Annotated in this window: 19 protein-coding genes, 1 tRNA gene and 1 pseudogene; 11 read left to right on the plus strand and 10 right to left on the minus strand. The window is 63.4% G+C overall.

From position 1 onward, the window contains the following. Positions 1–511: uracil-DNA glycosylase family protein (locus tag ACFP9U_RS07070; protein ID WP_378620106.1), on the plus strand; the 511-nt coding region annotated here is incomplete at its 5' end. A gap of 90 nt (positions 512–601) precedes the next feature. Next, positions 602–1,093 carry an Lrp/AsnC family transcriptional regulator gene (locus tag ACFP9U_RS07075; RefSeq protein WP_378620107.1) on the plus strand — a complete coding sequence of 164 codons (492 nt, stop codon included), beginning with the start codon at positions 602–604 and terminating at the stop codon, positions 1,091–1,093. Between the two features lie 167 nt (positions 1,094–1,260). On the opposite strand, the pseudogene ACFP9U_RS07080 reads toward ACFP9U_RS07075, so the two are convergent. From ACFP9U_RS07080 to moaA, 7 genes and pseudogenes are all read right to left on the minus strand, one after another. After that, a pseudogene (locus ACFP9U_RS07080) lies at positions 1,261–2,139 on the minus strand (NAD(P)-dependent oxidoreductase); the annotation flags it as partial. 28 nt (positions 2,140–2,167) lie between these two features. Next, positions 2,168–3,028, minus strand: a complete 861-nt coding sequence (locus tag ACFP9U_RS07085) for an ABC transporter permease (protein WP_378620109.1) — start codon at positions 3,026–3,028, stop codon at positions 2,168–2,170. Beyond that, entirely contained in the window at positions 3,025–3,735 is a 711-nt protein-coding gene (locus ACFP9U_RS07090; RefSeq protein ID WP_378620111.1) for an ABC transporter permease, read from the minus strand. Before ACFP9U_RS07090 ends, ACFP9U_RS07085 begins: the two co-directional genes overlap by 4 nt. Before the next feature lie 110 nt (positions 3,736–3,845). Further along, on the minus strand, positions 3,846–4,610 hold the full coding sequence (locus tag ACFP9U_RS07095) for an ABC transporter substrate-binding protein (RefSeq protein ID WP_378620114.1): 765 nt from the start codon (positions 4,608–4,610) through the stop codon (positions 3,846–3,848). A gap of 115 nt (positions 4,611–4,725) precedes the next feature. Further along, positions 4,726–5,247 (minus strand): molybdopterin-guanine dinucleotide biosynthesis protein B, encoded by a 522-nt coding sequence (mobB, locus tag ACFP9U_RS07100; protein WP_378620115.1) that lies wholly within the window; start codon positions 5,245–5,247, stop codon positions 4,726–4,728. A gap of 131 nt (positions 5,248–5,378) precedes the next feature. Further along, entirely contained in the window at positions 5,379–6,584 is a 1,206-nt protein-coding gene (locus ACFP9U_RS07105) for a multidrug effflux MFS transporter (protein ID WP_378620117.1), read from the minus strand. Between the two features lie 158 nt (positions 6,585–6,742). After that, positions 6,743–7,750, minus strand: coding sequence for a GTP 3',8-cyclase MoaA (moaA, locus tag ACFP9U_RS07110; RefSeq protein ID WP_378620118.1), 1,008 nt, complete (start codon positions 7,748–7,750; stop codon positions 6,743–6,745). Between the two features lie 178 nt (positions 7,751–7,928). Here moaA and ACFP9U_RS07115 point away from each other — a divergent pair, with 178 nt between their 5' ends. The 3 genes from ACFP9U_RS07115 to ACFP9U_RS07125 all read left to right on the plus strand — a co-directional run bounded on the left by ACFP9U_RS07115 (position 7,929) and on the right by ACFP9U_RS07125 (position 10,972). Then, positions 7,929–8,282 (plus strand): gamma-butyrobetaine hydroxylase-like domain-containing protein, encoded by a 354-nt coding sequence (locus ACFP9U_RS07115; RefSeq protein ID WP_378620120.1) that lies wholly within the window; start codon positions 7,929–7,931, stop codon positions 8,280–8,282. Then, complete coding sequence (locus ACFP9U_RS07120; protein ID WP_378620122.1) at positions 8,272–8,904, plus strand: pyridoxamine 5'-phosphate oxidase family protein; 633 nt, start codon at positions 8,272–8,274, stop codon at positions 8,902–8,904. The genes ACFP9U_RS07115 and ACFP9U_RS07120 overlap by 11 nt, the downstream gene beginning before the upstream one ends. Before the next feature lie 199 nt (positions 8,905–9,103). After that, positions 9,104–10,972, plus strand: coding sequence for a L,D-transpeptidase family protein (locus ACFP9U_RS07125; RefSeq protein ID WP_378620123.1), 1,869 nt, complete (start codon positions 9,104–9,106; stop codon positions 10,970–10,972). 7 nt (positions 10,973–10,979) lie between these two features. Here the strand turns inward: ACFP9U_RS07125 and ACFP9U_RS07130 are convergent, their stop codons facing one another. The 3 genes from ACFP9U_RS07130 to ACFP9U_RS07140 all read right to left on the minus strand — a co-directional run bounded on the left by ACFP9U_RS07130 (position 10,980) and on the right by ACFP9U_RS07140 (position 13,347). Further along, positions 10,980–12,434, minus strand: coding sequence for a TrkH family potassium uptake protein (locus ACFP9U_RS07130; RefSeq protein WP_378620125.1), 1,455 nt, complete (start codon positions 12,432–12,434; stop codon positions 10,980–10,982). A gap of 88 nt (positions 12,435–12,522) precedes the next feature. After that, a tRNA-Val gene (locus ACFP9U_RS07135) sits at positions 12,523–12,597 on the minus strand. 54 nt (positions 12,598–12,651) lie between these two features. Then, positions 12,652–13,347 carry an HAD family hydrolase gene (locus ACFP9U_RS07140; protein ID WP_378620126.1) on the minus strand — a complete coding sequence of 232 codons (696 nt, stop codon included), beginning with the start codon at positions 13,345–13,347 and terminating at the stop codon, positions 12,652–12,654. A gap of 131 nt (positions 13,348–13,478) precedes the next feature. On the opposite strand from ACFP9U_RS07140, the gene rpiA reads away from it, so the two are divergent. The 6 genes from rpiA to ACFP9U_RS07170 all read left to right on the plus strand — a co-directional run bounded on the left by rpiA (position 13,479) and on the right by ACFP9U_RS07170 (position 19,039). Continuing rightward, positions 13,479–14,183 carry a ribose-5-phosphate isomerase RpiA gene (rpiA, locus tag ACFP9U_RS07145; RefSeq protein WP_378620128.1) on the plus strand — a complete coding sequence of 235 codons (705 nt, stop codon included), beginning with the start codon at positions 13,479–13,481 and terminating at the stop codon, positions 14,181–14,183. Positions 14,184–14,214: 31 nt separating this feature from the next. Next, positions 14,215–14,766 carry a DUF2059 domain-containing protein gene (locus ACFP9U_RS07150; RefSeq protein WP_378620130.1) on the plus strand — a complete coding sequence of 184 codons (552 nt, stop codon included), beginning with the start codon at positions 14,215–14,217 and terminating at the stop codon, positions 14,764–14,766. Positions 14,767–14,882: 116 nt separating this feature from the next. Next, entirely contained in the window at positions 14,883–16,274 is a 1,392-nt protein-coding gene (gene gor, locus ACFP9U_RS07155) for a glutathione-disulfide reductase (protein ID WP_378620131.1), read from the plus strand. A gap of 132 nt (positions 16,275–16,406) precedes the next feature. Next, positions 16,407–17,783 (plus strand): class II 3-deoxy-7-phosphoheptulonate synthase, encoded by a 1,377-nt coding sequence (locus ACFP9U_RS07160; RefSeq protein WP_378620132.1) that lies wholly within the window; start codon positions 16,407–16,409, stop codon positions 17,781–17,783. Between the two features lie 219 nt (positions 17,784–18,002). Continuing rightward, the gene (locus tag ACFP9U_RS07165) at positions 18,003–18,449 is read left to right on the plus strand and encodes a GFA family protein (RefSeq protein WP_378620134.1); all 447 of its coding nucleotides are present in this window, start codon (positions 18,003–18,005) and stop codon (positions 18,447–18,449) included. Next, positions 18,446–19,039, plus strand: a complete 594-nt coding sequence (locus ACFP9U_RS07170; RefSeq protein ID WP_378620136.1) for a hemerythrin domain-containing protein — start codon at positions 18,446–18,448, stop codon at positions 19,037–19,039. The genes ACFP9U_RS07165 and ACFP9U_RS07170 overlap by 4 nt, the downstream gene beginning before the upstream one ends. Positions 19,040–19,157: the final 118 nt, after the last annotated feature.

Genomic DNA, 19,157 nt, shown 5'->3' on the forward strand with positions numbered 1-19,157 from the left:
GCGCATCCTGATCGCGGGCCAGGCGCCGGGGACGCGCGTCCACGTTTCGGGGCTGCCCTTCGACGACCGCTCCGGCGACCGCCTGCGCGACTGGATGGGGGTCGATCGGACGCAGTTCTACGACCCCGCACGTTTTTCCATCGTGCCCATGGGCTTCTGCTTTCCCGGCTCTGACGAAAAGGGCAGCGACCTGCCGCCGCGGCGCGAGTGCGCACCGGCCTGGCGGGCGCGGCTCATGGCCGAGATGCCGCAGGTCGACCTTGTTCTGACCATCGGGCAATACGCGCAAGCCTGGCATCTGGGCGATTTGCGGCGCAGGACCGTGACCGAGACCGTGCGCGACTGGCGGGCGATCCTGGAGGCGCCGCGCCAGCCGCGCGTCCTGCCGCTGCCGCATCCCTCCTGGCGCAACACCGCATGGCTGAAGAAGAACCCGTGGTTCGAACAGGAGCTGCTGCCGGTGCTCAAGGAAGAGGTGCGAATCCGGATCCAGGGGAAATCTGCAGGTTAAGCCGGACTTCACATCGGATTGAGAATATTTTTCTTGAAATAAGCCTCCATACGCGTCAGAAAGCAAAAAAATTCCATTGGAGAGAGAGTCATGGATCGCCTCGATCGCAAGATTCTGCGCCTGCTTCAGGAAAACGCCACCTTGGCCGTGGCCGATATCGCAAAGAAGGTCGGGCTTTCGACGACGCCGTGCTGGCGGCGCATTCAGAAGCTCGAGGAGGAGGGCGTCATCCGGCGCCGGGTGGCGATCCTCGATCCGGCGAAGGTGAACGCCCGGGTGACGGTGTTTGTCTCGATCCGCACCAACGCGCACAGCCATGAATGGCTGAAGCGCTTCTCCGAGGTCATCAAGGAGTTCCCGGAGGTGGTCGAGTTCTACCGCATGAGCGGCGACGTGGACTATCTCCTGCGTGTCGTCGTGCCGGACATCGCTGCCTACGACGCGTTCTACAAGAAGCTGATTTCGAAGATCGAAATCCGCGACGTGTCCTCCGCCTTCGCCATGGAGCAGATCAAGTACACCACCGAGCTGCCGCTCGACTATCTGGTGGTGGACAAGGAAGCCGCCAACGTGGCCGCTTGAGGCGAGGGGACCGCGTCGGACCGGCCGGGTCCGCCGGTGAAGGAGCGCGCTTCTCCTAATCGTCCCTCGATAGCCGCATGACGTGGCGCCGCTCGAAATCATCCAGATTGCCGGTGGTTACCGGGACGAAGGAAAGCGTGGCCGGCATGCCGCACGTCCCCGTGTCCCTATTTCTCCAGCCGGGCGAGCAGCGAGGAGGTATCCCAGCGCCTGCCGCCCATCTCCTGGACTTCCTTGTAGAACTGGTCGACGAGGGCGGTGACCGGCAGCTTGGCCCCGTTTCCGTTCGCCTCTTCCAGGCAGATGCCGAGGTCCTTGCGCATCCAGTCGACGGCGAAGCCGAAGTCATACTCGCCGGCATTCATCGTCTTGTGGCGGTTTTCCATCTGCCAGGAGCCGGCCGCTCCCTTGGAGATCACCTCGATCACCTTCTCGATGTCGAGACCGGCCTTCTTGCCGAAATGGATGCCTTCGGCGAGGCCCTGGACGAGGCCGGCGATGCAGATCTGGTTGATCATCTTCGTGAGCTGGCCCGCACCCGCCGGGCCCATCAGTCCCACCATGCGGGCATAGGATTCGATCACCGGTTTGGCCTTGTCGAAGGTTGCCTGCTCACCGCCGCACATGACGGTGAGCACGCCGTTTTCGGCGCCTGCCTGGCCGCCGGAAACCGGCGCGTCGATGAAGCCGAAGCCGCGCTCTTGCGCCTCCGCCGCCAGTTCGCGCGCGACCTTGGCGGAGGCCGTGGTGTTGTCGATGAAGACCGCCCCGGCCCTCATCGCCTCGAAGGCCCCGGCTTCACCGGTGGTGACGGAGCGCAGGTCATCATCATTGCCCACGCAGGTGAAAACGAAATCCTTGTCGCGCGCAGCCTCGGCCGGGGTGGCCGCGCTCGCTCCACCATGCTCGGAAACCCATTTCTCCGCCTTCGCCGCCGTGCGGTTGTAGACGGTGACGTCGTGTCCGCCACGGTTCTTCAGGTGCGCGGCCATGGGATAGCCCATCACCCCAAGTCCGATGAATGCAACCTTGGCCATTCGGGTCGATCCTCCGCGTTTCTTCTCCGTTCAGGGTTTATCGGCGCAGATGGCGTGTCAAGCGCCGCTCGATACGCTCGATGACGATCCTGAGCATCTCCACCAGGCTGAGATAGATGAGGGCGGCCCAGATGTAGGTCTGGAAATCGAAAGTCCGCGAATAGGCGCGCCTTGTCTCGCCCATCAGGTCGTAGACGGTAATGATGGCGACGATGGCCGAGCCCTTGATCATCAGGATGATCTCGTTGCCGTAGGGCCGCAGGGCGATCATCAGCGCCTGCGGCAGGATGATCTTATAGATCGTCTGCAGCCGCGACAGCCCCAGCGCGGAGGCGGCTTCCCACTGGCCGCGCCCGATGCTCTCGAAGGCTCCACGCAGGATCTCTGCCTGATAGGCCGCGGTATTGAGCGTGAAGGCGAAAAGCGCGCAGTACCAGGCCTCGCGGAAGAAGCCCCACAGCCCGATGGCCTGCAATTCCGGCCGGAAGGAGCCCAGGCCGTAATAAACGAGGAAAGTCTGGGCAAGCAGCGGCGTGCCGCGGAAGAAATAGACATAGCCGTAGGCGAGTGCCGCCGCGACGCGGTTCTTCGAGCGGCGGCCGAGCGCTACCGGGATCGAAAGCACCGCGCCCGCCAGAACCGAGATGGCGACGAGCTGCACTGTGATCCACAGGCCGGACAGATAGCGCGGTGCGTAGCGCGCGAAGAGCTCGGGATTCCAGGAAGCCAGAAGGAAGACCGCCGTGCCGATACCGACGAGCGCCCACACGCCAAGCAGGCCGATGCCCGCCACGCGGGCCCGGGTCAGGCCTCTTGCCGGCGGGGGAGGCGGCAGGACACCGGTTCCGCCGCGCGCCGGCAGGGCCGGAGTGTCGATCACGGGAGGAGGCTCGCTCATCGCGCGGCACCACCGGCGGAAACCCGCCGTTCCACGGAGGAAAGCACAATCGAGGAGATCAGCGCCAGGGCGAGATAGAGCAGGCAAGCCGTCCCGTAAAAAAGAAAGGACTCTCCTGTGGTGCGGGCGGCGACACCAGTCTGCCGCAGGATGTCGGAAAGGCCGATGACGGAGACGAGCGCCGTCTCCTTCAGCAGGATCAGCCAGAGATTGGAAAGGCCGGGCAGGGCGACCCGGATGAGCTGCGGCAGGATCACGAGCCGCATGGTGCGTCGGCGCGACAGACCGAGCGCATAGGCGCCCTCATACTGGCCGTTCGGAATGGCGCTGAAGGCCGCCACGAACACTTCGCTGGCATAGGCGGAGAAAACCGCGCCGAGGGCCACCATGCCGGCCGCGAAAGCATTGATCTCTATATATGTCTCGCCGCCCGCCGCCTGAACGACCTGCTGAATTGCTATCTGTGCGCCGTAATAGACCAGGAACAGCGTCAGAAGCTCGGGCAAGCCACGAAAAATCGTGGTGAAGATGTTGGCCGATAGGCGCAATGTCGGTTCGGCGGAGCGCTTTCCCAGCGCTACGACGAAGCCAAGCACAAGGCCGAGCGGCAGGGTTACCAGCGCAAGGCTCACCGTCACCGCAACGCCGGAAGCGATGTCGTCTCCCCAGCCTTCGGGGCCAAAACTGAGTAGGGTGGTATAGTCCACGACCTGAACCTGCGTCCGGACTGCGGCTCAACGGAGAATCGTCAAAGGCCGGAAAGGCGCGGCGACGCGAAGCCGGATACGGGAAACGGTCCCGCATCCGGCCGTCATGCTTACTCGCCGTAGATGTCGAACGGGAAATACTTCGCGTTGATTTCCGCGTAGGTCCCGTTCTCGCGGATGGCGTCGATCGCCGCGTTGAACTTCTCGACGAGTTCCGTCTCGCCCTCGCGGACGGCGATGCCGATCTGGTCGTCACCGCTCACCGTCTCGCCCTTGAACTCGCAACAGGCGCCGTCCTCGCTGTTGACCCATTCATACTGGACGCCGAAATCGGCGAGCACGGCATCGACACGCTCGTTGCTCAGATCCGCCCATGCTTCGAGCTGCGAGGGATAGGCCCTGAGCTCGGCATTTGAATAGTTCTCCTCGACAAACTGGGCGGCGATGGTGCCGGCCTGTACGCCGATGGCCTTGTCCTCGATATTGTTCGGGTCGAACTCGGACTCCTTGGGCGCCACGAACACCAGCGAATTCGTGTAGTAGGGCTTGGTGAAATCGACCTGCTCGTCGCGCTCCGGCGTGATCGACATCGAGGCGATGATGGCGTCGAACTTGCCGGCCTGCAGCGCCGGGATGATGCCGTCCCAATCCTGGGTAACGAATTCGCACTCGGCGTTCATCTCCTCGCAAAGGGCGCGGGCGATGTCGACGTCGAAACCTACGAGCTCGCCGCTGGCGGTGAGATTGTTGAAGGGCGGGTAGGCGCCCTCGGTCCCGATCTTGAGCTGCATCTGGTCCTGCGCGAGGGCGCCAGCGGCCGTAAAGGCAAGCGCCGCCGCCGAAAAGCCAAATGCGATGCGCCGTTTGATATGCATGCGTGTTCCTCTCTGTCTCGTTCTTATGCCCCGCCGTTCATCGAGCCGGCGAGGCTTAAGGAGGAACATTTCCATTCCCGGCAATAAAATTGCAAGCGGCGATGGACGGTTATTTTCACCGATTTTTTCGCTTTTGAAGGTTCAGGTGAGCGAGAATGAAATCGACGATGCCCTCGATGTCGTCCAGGTCGAACGACGGCAAACCGCCGTCTGCGGTCGGCGCATCGCTGGCCACGGCGACGATCGCCGGCACGCTGCCGGCAAGCGGTGCCTGGTCGCGGGCTTCGCCACGCCGGCACTCGATCTTGGGATGGCTGCCACGCTTGAACCCCTCCACCAGCACGAGGTCGCTGGGCGACAGGCGGGTCAGGATATCGGCAAGCGTCGGCTCGGCCTCCTCCTTCAACTCGTGCATGAGCGCCCAGCGGAGGCTCGATACGACGGCGACCTCCCTTGCGCCCGCCGCGCGGTGACGAAAGGAATCGGTGCCCGGCTGGTCGACGTCGAAAGCGTGGTGCGCGTGCTTCACGGTGGCGACCTCGAGGCCGCGCTCAGAAAATGCGGCGACGAGACGTTCCGTCAGCGTGGTCTTGCCGGAATTCTTCCAGCCCGTGATACCGAAGACATTCTGTTTCATTCCTGCGCCTCTGCGGCTATCCGCTCCGCCGCCTGCAGGTCTTCCGGCATATTGCTGTTGAAGAAGGGATCATGCCCGCGGCCCCCGGTCAGAACGATCCCGGCAATCTTCTGCATGGTCGGCACTCCGTTTCACAGTTCGCCCATGCGGCGAGCGATATGAATGACATACAGCGTGGCGGCAACGCCGCAAAGGGAGGAAGACAGCATGACGAAGAGCAGTGGATACGGTCCGGATTGTACCGTCAGGAAGGCCCCGGCCAGCACGGAAAGGGCGGCCCCGCCGCCGATCTGCAGGGCCCCGCCCAAACCCGAGGCGGATCCGGCCAGGTGCGGCCGCACGCTGACCACGCCGGCAAGGGCGCTCGGAAGGGTGATGCCGTTGCCGAGCCCGACGAAGAAGGTTGGACCGAACAGCGACATCGGGTGGTGAAAACCGATGGCGAAGAGCAAAATGGACAGGCCCATGCCGCAGGCGGCGACGAGATTGCCGATTAGCATCATGCGGTTGATGCCGATCGATTGGGAGTGGCGTCCCGACAGAAAGTTGCCGACGGCGTAGCCGATGGTGACGATCGCGAAATAGAGTCCGTAGATGGCGGGGGAGAGTTCCAGGATGCGCGTGGCGACGAACGGCCCGCCGCCGAGAAAGGCGAAAAATCCGCCCGAGGTGAAGGCGGCGGTGGCCGCATACCCCCAGAAACGCCGCGAGCGGAAGAGCTCCGGATAGTTGCGGAACTGGGCCGCCATGCTCGCGGACCGTTGGTGGTTGGTCTCGCCGAGGTCGAGATAAACGACCGTGAAGGCGACGATGCCGAAGACGAGCATCAGATAGAAGGCCGCCTGCCAGCCGTAAAGCGCATCGAGAAAGCCGCCGATGATCGGCCCGACCATGGGCGCGACCGTCATGCCCATGGTGATGTAGCCGATGCGGCTGGCTGCTTCGTTCGCGTCGACCGTATCGCGCACCACCGCCCGCGACAGGACCATTCCGGCGGCTGCGAAGGCCTGGAGAAGACGATAGAAGAGCAAAAGCTCCATCGTCGGCGCGTGGATCGCGGCGAAGGTGCTGAGGATGAAGACGCCGAAGCTGAACAGCATGACCGGCCGGCGGCCGAACCGGTCCGAAGCCGGGCCGATGAAAAGCTGCAGGATGGCGGTGGCCCCGAGATAGAAGGAAACGGTCAACTGGGCCAGGGCATAGTCCGCCCCGAAATAAGTGGCCATGCCGGGCAGCGACGGCAGGAAAACATTCGTCGCCACCGAAGCGGTCGCCGCCGCGATGACCAGCGTCAGGATATGGGGCGGCGTGGTGCGATCGAAGGGGCGGGCGGTCATCGTGTTTCTTCTGTTTCACGCGGCAGACCCGCCACTCCCGTGGGCACGGGGAAGCAAGGAAGCCGGTCATCGGGGCGGACGGACTCCCACGTTCCGGTCGGCCCGCCTTACGGCCGAAACACGGGCCGGGCAATCGGTCCAGTTTAGGGAAAACGTTGTCAGCCGCCCGTGACGCTCATGTGGCGCGAAACCGCCGGGCGTTTCGTACTGCGGTCGATCACGAAGTCGTGGCCCTTCGGCTTGCGCCCGATCGCCTCGTCGATGGCATGCGACAGGAGCTCGTTGCCTTCCGAGGCGCGCATGGGCGCACGCAGGTCCGCGGCGTCGTCCTGGCCGAGGCACATGTAGAGCGTGCCCGTGCAGGTGACGCGCACCCGGTTGCAGCTTTCGCAGAAATTGTGCGTCAGCGGTGTGATAAAACCCAGCCGTCCGCCCGTTTCCGCCACTTCCACGTAGCGCGCGGGCCCGCCGGTCTTGTAGGGAATGTCGGTCAGCGTGAACTGCCGTTCGAGCTGCGCCCGCAATTCGGACAGGGGCAGGTACTGGTCCGTACGGTCGGCATCGATCTCGCCCATGGGCATGGTCTCGATCACCGTCATGTCCATGCCGCGATCGTGCGCCCAGCGCAGCATGTGTGGAATTTCCGCGTCGTTGAAACCTTTGAGCGCCACCGTGTTGAGCTTGATATGAAGCCCAGCCTCCTGGGCGGCGTTGATCCCCCGCATGACGCGGTCGAAGATGCCCCAGCGGGTGATGGCCCGGAACTTCTCCGGGTCCAGCGTGTCGAGCGAGATATTGACACGGCGCACGCCGCAATCGGCGAGTTCGGCGGCGAAACGCTCGAGTTGGGAGCCGTTGGTGGTCAGGGTTATTTCCTCCAGCGCTCCCGTGTCCAGATGGTGCGAAAGCTGCCGGATGAGATGCATGATGTTCTTGCGCACCAGCGGCTCGCCGCCGGTCAACCGAAGCTTGCGCACGCCCTTATCGATAAAGACGGCGCACAGGCGCTCCAGCTCCTCGAGGCTCAGAAGATCCTTTTTCGGCAGGAAGGTCATGTCTTCCGCCATGCAGTAGACGCAGCGGAAGTCGCAGCGATCGGTGACCGAAACGCGCAAATAGGTGATTGCGCGGCCGAAGGGATCGATCATGCTGCTTGTCTGGTCCATCGGGTTCCTCGCCCTACGCCCGTTTCGCTATCCACCATGTGGAATATGGGACACAACTATTCAAGTTTGGCGGCACGCTAGCATCTGCCGGCCGGTCGCGGCAATGCGCGACTGCGTTTCAAGACGCGACCCTTTTCAAACGGGACCTGTCGGCGTAGGTGGAGGATGGAGGCGAACCATGCGACCACCCAAAGAACTGCGCGTTTCCATGGACCGGAAGCTTCTGACGGTGACCTTTCCGGACGAGGCGCCGATGGAATTGAGTGCGGAGATGCTCCGCGTGTTTTCGCCGTCGGCGGAAGTGCAGGGCCATTCCCCCGACGAGCGCGTGACGGTCGGCGGCAAGAAGGATGTCGCCATTTCGCGCATCGAGCCGGTGGGCAATTACGCCGTGCGCATCGTGTTCGACGACGGCCATGAAACCGGGTTGTACAGCTGGAGCTATCTGGCGACGCTCGGGCGGGAGCGCGCGGCGCGCTGGAAGGACTACCTGCGCGAGCTGGAGGAGAAGGGGTTGAGCCGTGAGCGATGAGTCAGGCGAGGCGGGAGCCGTTACGACGATCGAGCAACTCGAGACGCTCTACGGCGGGCCGGGCGAAAACTCCCTCGTCAAGGAAACCGACCACATCATCCCCGCCTATGCCGCCTTCATCGAGGCTTCGCCTTTCCTCACGCTGGCGACTGCCGGCCCCGAGGGGCTCGATTGCTCGCCGCGTGGCGACCGGCCAGGCTTCGTGCGCATCCATGACCGGCGCACGCTGATGATGCCGGACAGGCATGGAAACAACCGCCTCGATTCGCTCAGAAACATCGTTCGGGACGGCCGTGTCGGTCTCCTCTTTCTCGTGCCGGGCTCGGGAACCACGCTGCGCGTGAACGGCACGGCGCGAATTTCCGCCGACGCCGCACTCTGCGCTTCCTTCGCGGTGGAAGAGAAGGCGCCACGGTCGGTCATCATCGTTTGCGTGGAAAGCGTTTATTTCCAGTGCGCCCGCGCGATCCGCCGCTCCAGGCTCTGGGATGCTGAAAGCCAGGTGGACCCGGCCTCACTGCCGAGCATCGGGCGGATTCTCGGCGAACTTAGCGGCGGCGCCATCGACGCCGACACGTACGACGCGGAATGGCCGCAGCGCGCGCTCAAGACCATGTGGTAGGCAGCGCGCGATAGATTTGGGATCGAGTGTGGACGCTCGGTCACAATTTCTTGAAAACTGTCGCTTCCCCCTGTCCGCATGGGCGATCGCTTACACTTGCTTCACCATATGGGTATAGTTTTAGGCAAATCGCGCATTGGCGTGAGTCCTTGAGAGGACCGTGCCGGCGTGACGATATATCCGGATCGGGGACAGTTTCATGCTTGGAAAGCGCGCAAAGGGAGCCGGCCTTTCAGCCTTGGCGTTGACGATCGCCATCACCGGGAGCGTCCCTGAGGCCGCAGCGGCGCAAAATCTGTTCGATATGCTGTTCGGCGAACGCCAGCAGCGCTCCCAATCGGAGCGCGGCCAAGCAGCGCCGCGCCCCCGGCAGCCGGAGGCCCGGGCGCGCCAGCCGGCGCCCTTGCCGAAGATTTCCGGTCCTTCCTACTACAACTACAAGCCCGAGGGGCTGGTGAAGGTGGATTTCCCCTCCCTGTCGAGCGCGCTCCGACAGCAGGTAAACGAGGAATCCCTCTTCGCCGAGGCGCTTGGCTTCGCCGACATCAATCTCCTTGCGGAAAAGGAGGTCTCGGCGGCGCTCTTGAACTACTATGCCGAAAATCCGGATTTCATCTGGATCGAGAACGGCAGGCCCAATGCCCGGGCCAAGAAGGTGCTGCGCGTCCTGGAGGACGCCGGCGAATACGGCCTCCTGGAGGCTGATTACGCCGTCAGCACGCCATTTGCAGCACCGAAGCCTTCCGTGGATGCAGCCGATGAGCGCAAGACCGCGCTCCTGCGCTTCGAGATGACGCTTTCCGCACGTGCCTTGCGCTATGCGCGCGATGCGCATTGGGGCCGCATCAATCCCAACAAGCTTTCCGGCTATCACGATTTTCCGCAGAAAACGCTCGACGAAGGCCGGGTGCTAAGAGCGCTCGCGCATTCTCCAAAGCCCGCCGCCTATCTGACATCGTTGCATCCAAAGAATGAATACTACGCCACCCTTCGCGCGGAACTGAAAGCCCTGCGGGAGAGTGCCGAGAAGGAGATCGTCGTTGATCCCGAGACCTTCGTGCGGCCTGGCGCGAGCCATCCGGAATTTCCCAAGATCCTGCGCATCATTGAGCGCGACGCGGATGCGGAATTTCGCGCGGAGCACGGGCCGGTGCTGCTCGCCCATGCCGGCAGCGAGACCTATGTGCCGGAGTTGGAGCCGGTCATCAAGGCGGCGCAGAGAACGCACGACCTCAACCCGGACGGCATCGTCGGGCGCCAGACGGTCGGAGCCCTGGCCGGGGAATCGAAACAGGCGCGAATCCGCAAGGTGGTTCTGGCGCTCGAGCGGCTGCGGTGGCATCCCTCCTACTTCGGCAACACGCGGGTGATGATCAACGCCGCTTCCTACACGGCAAGCTTTGTCGAGGAGGGAGAGGAACGGCTTTCCATGCGCGCGGTGGTCGGCAAGCCGTCCAACCAGACGAACTTCTTCCACGACGAGATCGAATATGTGGAGTTCAATCCCTATTGGGGGGTGCCGCGTTCGATTCTGATCAACGAAAAGTTGCCGAAGCTGCGGCGCGATCCCGGCTATCTGGACCGCACCGGATATGAGGTGATCAATTCCGCTGGACGGCGGGTGCCTTCCGCTTCCATCGACTGGTCGCGCTACGGCGCCAACATCCCCTTCAGCGTGCGCCAGCGCCCGGGGCCTCAGAATGCCCTTGGGGAACTGAAGATCATGTTCCCCAACACGCACAACATCTATATGCACGACACACCCGCCAAGCACCTCTTCGGCCGTGATACCCGCGCCTACAGCCACGGCTGCGTTCGTCTGCAGGATCCCCGCGCCATGGCGGCGGCCGTGCTTGAGACGACGACCGACGACGTCGCGCGGGAGATCGGTACGGGCCGCAACGGCCGCAGGAATCTGCCCAAAAAGATCCCCGTCTATGTCGGTTATTTCACCGCCTGGCCGGAACGTTCCGGCGCGGTGGGCTACTATCCCGACATCTATGAGCGGGATGAGAAGCTGTCGACGGCCCTGGCGAAGGTCGAGGAATTGCGCGCTCCGGGAAGCTGATGGCGCTTCAGTTGCGCCAGAAGGTCGGCGTGAACAGTACGAGCACGGCCAGGATCTCCAACCGGCCGAGCAGCATGATGGCGGACAGGATCCACTTGGCGTAATCGCTGAGAGGCGTGAAATTGCCGGCAGGCCCGACGATCGGGCCCAGGCCCGGGCCGACATTGGTGAGCGCGGTAAGGCTCGCCGTCATCGAAGTGACGATGTCGACATTGCCGGCCGCCAGCGCCAGAGAGCCGCCGACCCAAACCACGATGAAGGCAATCACGAACAGGGTGACGGAGCGCTGCATTTCCTCGTCCACGACGCGGGTCCCGTAGCGCAACGGCTGAATGGCGCGTCCGTAGACCAGCAGGCGCAGCCCGTTTTGCAGCATTCTCGCCAGGATGACGAACCGGTACGCTTTCGTGCCGCCGGAGGTTGAACCGGAACAGCCGCCGAGGAAGGTCGCGAAGAAGAACACCATGACCGAGAAGGGCCCCCAAAGCGAGTAGTCCTCGCTGGCGTATCCCGTGGTCGTGATGATGGAGACGATGTTGAACGCTGACGTCACCAGGGCTTCGCTGAACGGTGTTTCGTTCACGATGCGCCGGTGGATCGCCACGGCGAGCAGAATCACGACCGTATAGACCAGGAACAGGCGGATTTGCGGATCGCGCAATGCATCAAGCCGCCCGCGCACGATAAACAGAATGAGAATCGAAAAGGGCAGGGCGCCCAGGATCATGAACAGCGTTCCCACCAACAGGACGGCAGAGCCTTCGAAATAACCGAAGGAAGCGTCGTGGGTGGAAAAGCCGCCGGTGGCGAGCGTCGTCATGGCATGGTTGACGGCATCGAACGTGCTCATGCCCGCCGCCACATACGCGAAAGCACAAAGCGCCGTGAGGCCGATATAGATGCCGACGAGGGCCCGCAGAAAGCTGGCAAGACGATCGAAGGGGCGGTCTTCGATATCGGACGATTCGATGCGGAAATAGGAAAAGCCACCGACATTCAGCAGCGGCAGGAAGAACAAGCCGAGCGCAATCACGCCCAGCCCGCCGATCCACTGAAGCAGCGATCGCCACAACAGGATGCCCGGCGGCAGGTCGTCGAGCCCCGAGATCACCGTGGAGCCGGTCGTGGTGATCGCAGAGACGGATTCGAAGACGGCACTGGTGAAATCCAGCCGCAGCGATGCCGTGTACAGGGGAAGTCCGCCGATGACGCCGAGCGTCGTCCAGAGGACCGCGACCACGAAAAAGGCAAGACGCGTGGAACGGATGGGCGTTCGGTCACGGGTCGCCGCGGCGACCGTCAGTGCGATGGCTCCGGTGGTGAAAGCACACACGGCGAAAACCTTCCAGTCTTCGTTCCCGTAGTAGAGGTCGACCAGTGCCGGCAACAGCATTGCCCCGGCGATATACAGCGCGAAAATGGCGGCCACGAAGGCCGCCGCCCTGATCACGGACCCGTGCATATGGAGGATGCTTTCAAGAAAGATCGAAAGAAACCGGTGGGCGATTTTCCGTCGCTGTGGCCGCGTTCCTCGTCATTTATGCAGCAAATGGTGGGCGCGGTAGGGATTGAACCTACGACCCCACCCGTGTGAAGGGTGTGCTCTCCCGCTGAGCTACGCGCCCGCCCGGCCGACATCGCCGAACGCGCGGCGATATAAGAGGGCGGCGATGCCGAAGTCAAGATGCCGCTTCTCCGGCGACCGCCTGTAGCAGCGTTTCGCCGAGCGGCACGGTGAGGTCGTCGAAATGCGTGATTACGCGGCTTGGGGCGAATGCCTGCACCGGCTCGTCGGAATAGCCGAAATCGACGGCGACGACGGGAATGCCGGCGGCTCTGGCGGTGTCGATGTCGGTGCGCGAATCGCCGACCATGATGGCGCGGTCGCGGTCGCCGCCGGCCCGTGCGATCGTATCGGTGAGGTGACGCGGATCCGGTTTGCGATGGCCGAACGTGTCGGCACCGCAGATTGCCTTGAAACGGCTTGCGATTCCCAGGGTTTCGAGCAGACGCTGCGCCATGCGTTCCATTTTGTTGGTGCACACGGCGGCGATGTATCCGGCCTCTTCGAAGCGTGACAGAGCCGCAAGTGCCCCGGCATAGGGGCGCGAGCGGCCGGGCATGCCCGCCGTATAGTGCTCGATGAACAGGGCCATCAGCGCTTCGAGCTGGCTGTCGCCGAGCGGCTGGCCATGCGCAGCGAAGGCACGCTCGAGCATCACACGTGCGCCGGAGCCGACGAATTTGCGCAATTCCCCGGCGTCGGCTGCCGGAAGCTCCACGCTGCGCAGGCAATGGTTCAGGCTGTCGAGGAGGTCCGGTGCCGTGTCCACCAGCGTTCCGTCGAGATCGAAGACGATAATCGGCAAGCTCATGCAAGTATCCCCCTTGCGGTGGCCAAGGCCTATCCCGGCGCCGTTCTCTTCGCAAGCAGCGGGGACCGGTGAAGGGGTTTGCCGCACGTGGTGAAAACGGTTAGGAAGCGTTGCGATGATCGGGGGCGGAGATGGCACCAGACGCAAAAGCATTGAAGAGAGAAGCGGCGCGCGCGGCATTGCAGCACGTCGAGGACGGCATGAGGCTCGGCATCGGCACGGGCTCGACGGCGGAAGAGTTCGTGCGGCTTCTCGCCGAGAAGGTGACGTCCGGGCTGAAGATCGTCGGTGTGCCGACTTCCGAGCACACGGAAAAACTGTGCCGTGAGCTGTCCGTCCCCTTCAGCACGTTGGACGAGATACCGCAACTCGACCTGACGGTGGACGGTGCCGACGAGATCGGCCCCGGCCTTGCCCTGATCAAGGGCGGCGGCGGTGCGCTTCTGCGCGAGAAGATCGTCGCCGCGGCATCGCGTCGCATGATCGTCATCGCCGACGAGAGCAAGCACGTGGAAAGCCTGGGCCGCTTTCCACTGCCGATCGAGGTCAATCCGTTCGGACTGCGGGCGACCAGATTTGCGATCGAGGCGGCGGGGAGACGTTTCGGTCTGACGGGCGAACTCGAGACGCGCATGGCCGGCACACAGCCGTTTGTCACGGATGGCGGCCATTTCATCGTCGATGCATCATTTGGCCGTATTCCGGCGACAAGAGCGTTCGCCGACGAGCTGAACGCGATTCCCGGTGTCATGGAGCACGGCCTCTTCATCGGGCTTGCCGACCTGGCAATTCTCGCCGGCAAGGACGGTATCAGGACAATCGACGCGAAGAGCTGAGACGGAACCCACAACGGAGTAGGAACGAACAATGGAATTGGTCAAAAGCGCTCGTCTCGTTGCATTTACCGCGGCGATCGCAATCGCCGCGGTCGCGCTGCCCGCCAAGGCCCAAGAGATTTCGCAGACGCATCTGAAGGCTGCGCGAACTGCGATAGAGGCCATAGACGCCACCGCCGAGTTCGACAGCATTCTGCCGGATGCCGCGCAAAGGCTGAAAGCCGAGCTTATCCAGCAGAACCCGAACATGGAAAATCTCATCAGCGCGACCGTGAACGAGCAGGCTCTCGCGCTTGCCAGCCGCCGCGCCGACTTGGAAAACGAGGCGGCGACGGCCTATGCGCGGGTCTTCTCGGAAGAGGAACTCAACGAGATTGCTGAATTCTACAATTCACCCACCGGCCAGAAGCTCCTTTCCGACGGACCCATCGTCACGCGCGAGGTGCTCCAGGCGGCGGAAATCTGGCGCCGCGGCGTTGTCCGCGACCTGGCGAACGCCGTTTCCAGGCAACTCGGGGCCGCGATAGACACGCAGGCGCCGGAACAGGGCGAGCAAGAAGGCGGTCAAGAGGGCAGCCAATAGGCCGCTCACACCGCGCAAGCGAAATTGAAGCAGCCCGGCCGCAGCGCCGGGCTTTCTTTTTCAGCGCTGACGTCATAGCTGAAGGCATGGGTAGTTAATGGACCATCGGAGCGGGCATGGCTGATTTTGATCTGGATCTCTTCGTGATCGGCGGCGGTTCGGGCGGTGTGCGGGCAGCCCGGCTCGCAGCCCAGATGGGCAAGGGTGTCGCCATCGCCGAGGAACACCGGTTCGGCGGCACCTGCGTTATCCGCGGCTGCGTGCCCAAGAAGCTGTTCGTTTACGCGTCGCAGTTTCCGGAGCATTTCGCCGACGCGGTCGGCTATGGCTGGACGCTGGGAGAAACGCGATTCGACTGGCCGACGCTCGTCGCCAACAAGGACCGGGAGATCGCGCGCCTGGAAGGCCTCTACCGCAAGGGGCTGGATACCGCCGGCGCGCGCATCATCGACGGGCGGGCCGAGCTACTCGACCGGCACACGGTGCGCGTTGGCGACAGCACGCTTACAGCCAAGCACATTCTCGTCGCCACCGGTGGGCGCCCGAATCCGCACCAGGCGCTTCCCGGCCATGAACACTGCATCTTTTCCAACGAGGCGTTCGACCTGCCGGCCCTGCCGCGCTCCATTGCCATCGAGGGCGGCGGCTATATCGCGGTCGAGTTCGCGAACATCTTCCACGGCCTCGGCGTGGAGACGACGCTCGTCTATCGCGGCAAGGAGATCCTGGGCCGCTTCGACGGCGACATGCGCCGCGGCGTGCACGAGGCGATGGAGGCCAAGGGCATCCGCATCCTGTGCCACGAGATCTTCGAGGGTGTTCAAAAGCGCACCGACGGTCGTCTGGATGCCCAATTGAAATCCGGCGGAAAGGAGACGTTCGACCAGGTCATGCTGGCGATTGGCCGCATCCCCAACACCGAAGGACTGGGCCTTGAGAAAGCCGGCGTGGAGACCGGCGTGAAGGGCGAGATCCTGGTGGACGCCCATTCACGCACCAATATCGACAATATCTGGGCGATCGGCGACGTCACCGACCGCGTGCAACTCACACCCGTCGCCATCCACGAAGCCATGTGCTTCATCGAGACCGTTTTCCGGGACAATCCGACGAAGGTGGATCACGAGGACATTGCCACGGCCGTCTTCTCGCAGCCGGAGATCGGTACGGTCGGCCTCTCCGAGGAGGCAGCTCAGGAACGCTACGGCGATCTGGAGATCTATCGCGCTAGCTTCCGTCCCATGCGCCACACGCTCTCGGGGCGCCGGGAGAAGATGATCATGAAGCTGGTGGTCGATGCCGCCACGCGGCGCGTGGTGGGCGCCCATGTAATGGGGCCTGACGCCGGCGAGATGGCACAACTCCTGGCAATTCCCATCAAGGCGAAGCTCACCAAGGATGCCTTCGACCGCACCATGGCAGTCCATCCCACGGCGGCGGAGGAACTGGTGACGATGTACAAGCCGACCTACCTCGTGCGCGGCGGCGAACGCGTCGATCCGTCGTAGCGCGACGCCGGCCGTCCCGCATTTGTTCGCTTCGCACGGAAATGTGGGCTAGTATCGCAGGCATGCTTTCGCTAAATAGCGGCTCGCGAGAAGGCCCGCCCCGTTGGCGGGCACAGCGTATCGGGTGCAGAAATGAAGAATTGGTCGCCGAGTTCCTGGAGAAGCAAGCCCATCCAGCAGGTTCCGGAGTTTCCGGACAAGGCTGCGCTTACCGAGGTCGAGGCGCGTATGGCGACCTATCCGCCGCTCGTCTTTGCGGGCGAGGCGCGCAAGCTGAAGCGGCAACTCGCCGCCGTCGCGAACGGCGAGGGATTCCTGCTGCAGGGCGGTGACTGCGCCGAGAGCTTCGCCGAACACGGCGCCGACAACATCCGCGACTTCTTCCGCGTCTTCCTGCAGATGGCGGTCGTGCTGACCTTTGCCGGCTCCAAGCCGGTGGTGAAGATCGGCCGCATTGCCGGCCAGTTCGCCAAGCCGCGCTCCTCCGATATCGAGACCAAGAATGACATATCGCTGCCCTCCTACCGCGGCGATATCGTCAACGGCATCGACTTCTCGGAAGCCTCGCGCACGCCCGATCCGGCGCGCCAGGAAATGGCCTACCGCCAGTCCGCGGCCACCCTCAACCTGCTGCGCGCCTTCGCCCAGGGCGGTTTCGCCAACCTGGAGAACGTGCACAAATGGATGGTGGGCTTCATCTCCGACAGTCCGCAAGGGGAGCGCTACCGTGCGCTTGCCGACCGCATCACCGAGTCGATGGACTTCATGCGCGCCATCGGCATCAATGCCGAAAACCATCCGTCGCTGCGCGAGACCGATTTCTACACCAGCCACGAGGCGCTTCTCCTGGGCTACGAGGAGGCGCTAACGCGGGTCGATTCCACCTCCGGCGATTGGTACACCACGTCCGGCCACATGATCTGGGTCGGCGACCGCACGCGCCAGATCGACCATGCGCATGTGGAGTATTGCCGCGGGGTGAAGAACCCGCTCGGCCTCAAATGCGGTCCGTCGCTGGAGGCGGATGATCTTCTCGGGCTCATCGACGTGCTCAACCCGGAAAACGAGCCGGGCCGCCTCACGCTGATCGCCCGCTTCGGGGCGGAAAAGGTGGAGGATCGCCTGCCGAAGCTGCTGCGCGCGGTGGAGAAGGAGGGCAGGAAGGTGGTCTGGTCGTGCGATCCGATGCACGGCAACACCATCTCGCTCAACGGCTACAAGACACGTCCGTTCGACCATATCCTCAAGGAGGTGCAGACCTTCTTCGACGTCCACAGGGCCGAAGGCACGCATCCCGGCGGCATCCACATCGAGATGACCGGCAAGAACGTCACCGAATGCACCGGCGGCGCCCGCGCAATCTCGGCCGACGACCTGCACGACCGCTACCACACGCATTGCGACCCGCGCCTGAATGCCGATCAGGCCCTGGAGCTTGCATTCCTTGTCGCGGAGCGTCTGAAGAAGGATGCCGAAGCACAGCCTGCGCAAAAGGTGGCGGCAGGATAGAACAGACGCCGCGCGGGCCCGTGTGGCCCGGCAGGCGGGTCAGGGAGCCGTCGGCTGCTTTTCATTGCTCGGCGCATGCCGGAGGTGTTCGCCGTACCCATGTGGCGCAGGGGCGTGAAACCGCGCCCGCGCTCATATTGATCACAGCGTTCAACACTTTGCGATGCAGCCGAAACCTTCGCCATGGCATAGTGGCGCGGGTTTTCGCTGGAGGTTTTCATGACGCAGAACAATCATGGCGCTTGTCTTTGCGGTGCCGTGCGTTTCCGGACCAGCGGTCGGTTGCGCGGCGTCGTTTATTGCCACTGCACCCAGTGCCGCAAGCAGACGGGCCACTATTATGCGGCGACGGATGTGGACGATGCCCGTCTTGTGATCGAAGGGGCGGAGAACCTTACATGGTACGCCGCTTCCGACTTCGCCAAGCGCGGATTTTGCCGCACCTGCGGATCGGCGCTTTTCTGGAAACGCAACGGCGCTGATGTGACCTCGATCCTTGCCGGCGGCTTCGAGCAACCGAGCGAGCTGAGGGCCGAAGCCCACATCTTCGTTGCAAACAAGGGCGATTATTACGACATAGAGGACGGGCTGCCGCAACATGCACGCTCGAGCGACAGCATTCTCGTGGCAGACGAGCCGACGCAGGCCGGAAACAGCCAGGAATGACCGACCTCACCGAAGATTTGCGTCTGGAGAACCGGAGCCGGTTGCCGGACGATCTGCGCTTTCTCGTGGAGAAGTACCCGCGGGAGGAATGGCGGCAGCATGCCAATCTGGGCGAGATGGCACAGTTCTGGCTGCAGCGGCACGACATGTTCCGCGAGCTCAGCACCTTGTTGCAATCCGGCGTGGGTGAGTACCGGGAGGGCCGGTTGGAACCGGCTGCGTTCGCCCGCTGGTTCGGTCCGCGGCTGCGCTTTTTCCTGCAGCAACTGCACGGGCACCATCAGACCGAGGACATGCACTACTTTCCTCTTTTCGCCAAGGCGGAACGGCGGCTCGAGCGCGGTTTCAATATTTTAGACAGCGATCATCACGTCATACACGAGGCGCTGGAGCGCAACAGCCACAAGGCGCGAGCGTTTCTCCTCGCCTTGCAGCAGGACGCCGACCGCCAGCGTTTTGCGGCGGACGCCTATGCCGACGAGAATGCCGGCCTGATCGCGATGCTCGACAGGCATCTCAGCGACGAGGAAGACCTCATCATCCCGCTCATCCTGGATCGCGGCGAGGATACGCTCGGCGTGGCGGGCTAGGGCGCGGCCCGCGATCCTTGCATCGCCCGACAGCGCAGGATAGCTAATCCTTTCCGAGCAGCCGTGATCCCGCACGTAGCTTCGGCTTTTGGCGATGGCGCGGACGGCCAACGGCTGG

Origin of the sequence: Nitratireductor sp. GCM10026969, from assembly GCF_042660605.1 — a bacterium.
GTDB lineage: Bacteria > Pseudomonadota > Alphaproteobacteria > Rhizobiales > Rhizobiaceae > Chelativorans.